Origin of the sequence: Megasphaera cerevisiae DSM 20462, from assembly GCF_001045675.1 — a bacterium.
Classification (GTDB): domain Bacteria; phylum Bacillota; class Negativicutes; order Veillonellales; family Megasphaeraceae; genus Megasphaera; species Megasphaera cerevisiae.
In genome coordinates this window covers 1-4,625 of sequence record NZ_LEKT01000090.1, presented here as the reverse complement: position 1 = coordinate 4,625, position 4,625 = coordinate 1, and the positions used below count along the sequence as shown (strand labels likewise).

5 protein-coding genes are annotated in these 4,625 nt (G+C 38.8%); all 5 read left to right on the top strand.

The window, feature by feature from the left end; genetic code table 11:
* Positions 1-80 precede the first annotated feature (80 nt).
* The 5 genes from AB840_RS14825 (at position 81) to AB840_RS14805 (ending at position 4,171) form a co-directional block, all read left to right on the top strand.
* A complete protein-coding gene (locus AB840_RS14825) occupies positions 81-638 on the top strand; it encodes a helix-turn-helix domain-containing protein (RefSeq protein WP_048515612.1) in 558 nt (185 codons plus the stop codon).
* Between the two features lie 17 nt (positions 639-655).
* Positions 656-1,540, top strand: a complete 885-nt coding sequence (locus AB840_RS14820) for an MBL fold metallo-hydrolase (RefSeq protein WP_048515611.1) — start codon at positions 656-658, stop codon at positions 1,538-1,540.
* A 100-nt stretch (positions 1,541-1,640) separates the two neighbouring features.
* Positions 1,641-2,147 carry a hypothetical protein gene (locus AB840_RS14815; RefSeq protein ID WP_048515610.1) on the top strand — a complete coding sequence of 169 codons (507 nt, stop codon included), beginning with the start codon at positions 1,641-1,643 and terminating at the stop codon, positions 2,145-2,147.
* 55 nt (positions 2,148-2,202) lie between these two features.
* Positions 2,203-2,715, top strand: a complete 513-nt coding sequence (locus tag AB840_RS14810; RefSeq protein WP_048515609.1) for a transcription repressor NadR — start codon at positions 2,203-2,205, stop codon at positions 2,713-2,715.
* A gap of 139 nt (positions 2,716-2,854) precedes the next feature.
* Entirely contained in the window at positions 2,855-4,171 is a 1,317-nt protein-coding gene (locus AB840_RS14805; RefSeq protein ID WP_048515608.1) for an MFS transporter, read from the top strand.
* Positions 4,172-4,625: the final 454 nt, after the last annotated feature.

The window sequence follows — 4,625 nt, the reverse complement described above, 5'->3', positions numbered from 1 at the left end:
TAATATGTTATAATATAATTAAAATATAATATAACATATTATATTATAGCGAAAATTGAAGGATCATTAGGGGGAATGTTATGAATACAGCTTCTGATATTATTGGAATGCGATTAAAAAAAATACGGAATAACAGAAACTTGTCTTTATACGAAACAGCTCAATTGACCGGCGTTAGCAAACCGATGCTGGGACAAATAGAGAGAGGGCAGTCATCGCCTACGGTCAATGTGCTTTGGAAAATCGCGACGGGGTTAAAAGTTCCGCTTTCATCATTATTGGAAGAGCCTTCTTCTGAATATGCGATTGCGACCCTGCAAGAAAAGAATATAATTGTTGAAGATGATGGGAGAATGAAGGCATATCCTTTGTTTGCCTATGATCCCGTACGAAGTGTTGAATCTTTTTTTATTAATTTTGAAGCCCAATGCCATCATACTTCAGAAAAACATAGTGACGGAGTAGAAGAATATATTTTTGTTTTGCAGGGGACACTGCAGTTGGTTTTAAATGAGAAAAAAATTATTGTCAGAGAGAAGCAGGCAATTCGTTTTCGGGCGGATATCCGTCATGAATATCATAATCCGTTTGATGAAAAATGCACTGTATACAATATGATTTTTTATCCTAACGAGTAAAGAGAAGGGGGAGCACTATGTATGAATTAGTTCAAGCAGGAGAAAAAAGTTACTATATACAAAGCCCGGCTAAAATAGGAATTTATCTTAAAAATGATACAGATATGTATCTGATAGACAGCGGTAACGATAAAGATGCTGGCCGCAGAGTTCGTAAAATATTAGATCAAAAGGGATGGACACTGAAAGCAATATTGAATACACATTCCAATGCGGATCATATCGGTGGTAACCATTATCTTCAGCAGCAGTATGGATGTGATGTTTTTTCGGGGGGCATAGAAGCTGCTTTTACGGAAAATCCATTTTTGGAGCCGTCTTTTCTATATGGAGGCTATCCTTTTAAGGAATTGAGACATAAATTCCTTATGGCCAAAGCCAGTAAGACGAAGCCGTTTTCTGATCCGGCATTTCCACATGATGTCGAGGTTATTCCGCTGCCGGGACATTTTTTTGATATGGTAGGCTTTCGCATGCCGGATGATACTGTGTTTTTAGCGGACTGCCTGAGTAGTGCGGAGACATTGGAAAAATATCATCTTTCTTTTATTTATGATATAGATAATTATATAAAAACCTTGGATAAAGTAGCGGCTATGCAAGCAACCATGTTTGTTCCATCGCATGCGGACGCAGTAAAAGATATTCGCTTTCTGGTCGATTTGAATAAAAAGAAACTTCAGGAAATAGCCGCATATATTATGAGTGCTTGCATAGAACCGACTACATTTGAACGTGTTTTGCAGCGATTGTTTGTTGATTATCATTTGACCATGACTTATGAACAATATGTACTTATAGGCAGTACGGTTCGTTCCTACTTGTCGTGGCTGAGAGATAAGGAAAAAATGAACGCATATATTGAAAATAATACACTTTTATGGCAGTGTGTGACAGATTAAAGTGCGCATTATTAGACACCGCGAAATTTAACGATGGTTTTTAGGAACGGCCATATTGTATATGTATGTTCTGAAAATATAGGAATGAGGAGGTACGGTCATGGCAATTATGTATGATATGGTAACCGGTATTCAACTTTGCTTTGTGATCGTTCTCTTTTGCTTCACCTGCTTCTTTTACAAAGAAAGATGTTGTACAATTTTTACATTGCTGTATCCCTGTTTTTTGTTTTCTGTATGGGCAGGTGCTGTCAGCTTTTATTTTGCAGGTTATTTCTTTTTATCGGTATTGTGGTTTTTGTTGGGCTTTTTAATAGGATTAGGTGTCGCGGCTTATTTTCAGTGTGGAGAGTTGGCTGTCAAACACTGTCCTGGTAAAATCAGAATCCGGTGCCCGGCTTTAAAAATGGCTCCGCTGCTATTATCTATTGCCGTTATCTTATTTGGAGGCATTCAAACTGTGATATATTTTATACCTTTTTTAAATCATTTTTTAAATCATTCATGGCTGTTTAATGAGTTAGTAGGATTTATTCCGGGTATATTTATAGGCGGCCTGTGGGGGAAATTAGTTTCTATAGTATGGACTGCGCAAATAAGACAATAAAGTTAAAAATGTAGTATAATAAAGTTTAAAGAATAGGTTTGCAGGAGGTAGCGGCATGGATAGCGTTTCAAGAAGAAAACACATATTGGAAATTCTGACTCAATCAGGAGCTGCGGTGACGGGTACGGAACTTTCGAAACAATGTGAGGTAAGCAGACAGATTATTGTAGGGGATGTAGCTATTTTACGGGCACAGGGAATTGGTATTATTTCTACGCCGCGAGGGTATCAGCGCGTCCCTGCGGAAAAAGACGGTAAAAAACATGTATTTGTCTGCTGTCACGGGATGGATCTGATGCAACAGGAATTGGAAGCCATTGTTGATAATGGCGGTATTGTTCATAATGTTGTTGTTGAGCATGATGTATATGGAAATTTAGAGGGGACACTTAATCTTCACTCGCGCCGTGAAATATATCAGTATGTGAAACGTATGAAAGAAGCACATGCCGAATTGTTGAGCTGCATCAGTGGCGGGATTCATACGCATTTAGTGGAAACTAACAGTGATGAGGACATGAAAGCTATTGAGCAAGCTTTAGATCAATTAGGCGTCTTATATAAATAATAATATAACGTAACATAGTATACAAAGAGCAACAGAAAACAGTACGTTTTCTATTGCTCTTTTTTGCTGCAGAGAGTAAAATGAATAAATGTAAATATATATGTCATGACAAGTGTAAATATGGATTGGAGGAAGTAAAATGATTTTAGATCGATTGGAAACATTGCCGGTAGGTAAATTCCACTATAAATTATTATTGGTAACCGGCTTAGGATGGCTTTTTGATTCTATGGATACAGGCCTAATCGCTTTTATTCTACCCGTGTTGGCAAAAGAATGGCTGTTGACACCAGGGCAAATGGGCCTTATTGGCAGTATTGGTCTTATCGGCATGGCATTGGGAGCTGTCATATCAGGCACGATCGCCGATCATATTGGGCGTAAACAGGTATTTACTATTACAGTACTATTGTATAGTATAGCGACGGGATTGTGTGCCTTGGCATGGGATTATACATCCTTACTTGTTTTTCGCTTTCTCGTCGGTTTTGGCTTGGGCGGAGAACTGCCTGTTGCGGCAACACTCGTTTCAGAATATGCACCTGCTCATGTACGTGGCCGTTTTATTGTTTTGCTGGAAAGTTTTTGGGCCATTGGCTGGCTTGCAGCAGCTTGTATTGCCTATTTCCTTATCCCGGTATATGGTTGGCGTTCTGCCTTTATTATTGGAGCATTGCCTGCTCTGTATGTATTTTTAATTCGGCTGCATATGCCTGAGTCCGTTCGTTACTTACTATCTAAAGGCCGTATTGCCGAAGCGCAGCATATTGTTATAGAGTTAGAAAAAAAAATGCATGTACCGGTCACACCGTTTGCAAATGAAAAAGAAGAAATGCTGGAAGGTCCTTCAGGTTCTTTTATGACCTTGTGGAGAAAACCGTTTATTGTACGTACGATTATGCTTTGGCTGGTTTGGTTTGGTATTATTTATAGCTATTATGGAATTTTTATGTGGTTGCCATCCTTAGTTTTTCAGCAAGGATTTACTGTTGTTAAAACCTTTGAATATGTGTTGGTCATGACCTTGGCTCAATTGCCCGGATATTATTGTGCTGCGTGGCTGGTAGACCGGATTGGCCGTAAATACACACTATCTGCATTCCTTTTGTGCAGTGGTATTGCCAGTTATTTCTTTGGGCATGCTTCAGCTGCTGTAACACTTATGATATGGGGAGCCATTATGTCTTTCTTTAACTTGGGTGCATGGGGGGTACTTTATACATATACGCCAGAAATGTATCCTACTTCGATTCGCGCGTTGGGAAGTGGCTGGGCAGCCGGCTTTGGGCGTTTTGGGGGAATGGCGGCTCCTATTTTGGTCGGAGTTATGCTGTCACGAGGGTTTAGTATTGGCAGTGTGTTTTATATGTTTGCCTTTGTATTTATTGCTGTTTCCGCTATTGTTCTGGGATTAGGAATTGAGAGTAAACAAAAAAATCTTGAAAGCTTATCGTAAACAGTTAACGAAAGAGCAGATGGGTTGTAAAAAAGCTGTCAATATTCTATTGACAGCTTTTCCTTTTAATGCTAAAATACTTTATGTCGCATGAGTTCGGAAGTAATTAAGATTGAAGTTTTAAGTTTTATGAATTTAGAATTTATCTCTTGACAAAACGGAAAAGTGTGATGTGATATTGTCGTTTAAAAACTTCTTATTTAATAATAAGTAAAAAAACGCTTGACAAACTCTCATGAGTTTGGTAGAATAAGCAAGTCGTCGCAAGACGGCATGACCTTTGAAAACTGAACAATGCAATAATTGAATTGAACGCCAGAGTGCGAGGTCTTGAAAACATCAAGACGTCAACAAGAGTAAGTATGAACCAAAAACAGTAAGAACGAGCCAAATGGCTCTTCATATATCATGGAGAGTTTGATCCTGGCTCAGGACGAACGCTGGCGGCGTGCTT

Coding starts and splice junctions, on each gene's coding strand:
- AB840_RS14825 (WP_048515612.1), top strand. CDS start 81: ATGAATACAGCTTCTGATATTATTGGAATGCGATTAAAAAAAATACGG.
- AB840_RS14820 (WP_048515611.1), top strand. CDS start 656: ATGTATGAATTAGTTCAAGCAGGAGAAAAAAGTTACTATATACAAAGC.
- AB840_RS14815 (WP_048515610.1), top strand. CDS start 1,641: ATGGCAATTATGTATGATATGGTAACCGGTATTCAACTTTGCTTTGTG.
- AB840_RS14810 (WP_048515609.1), top strand. CDS start 2,203: ATGGATAGCGTTTCAAGAAGAAAACACATATTGGAAATTCTGACTCAA.
- AB840_RS14805 (WP_048515608.1), top strand. CDS start 2,855: ATGATTTTAGATCGATTGGAAACATTGCCGGTAGGTAAATTCCACTAT.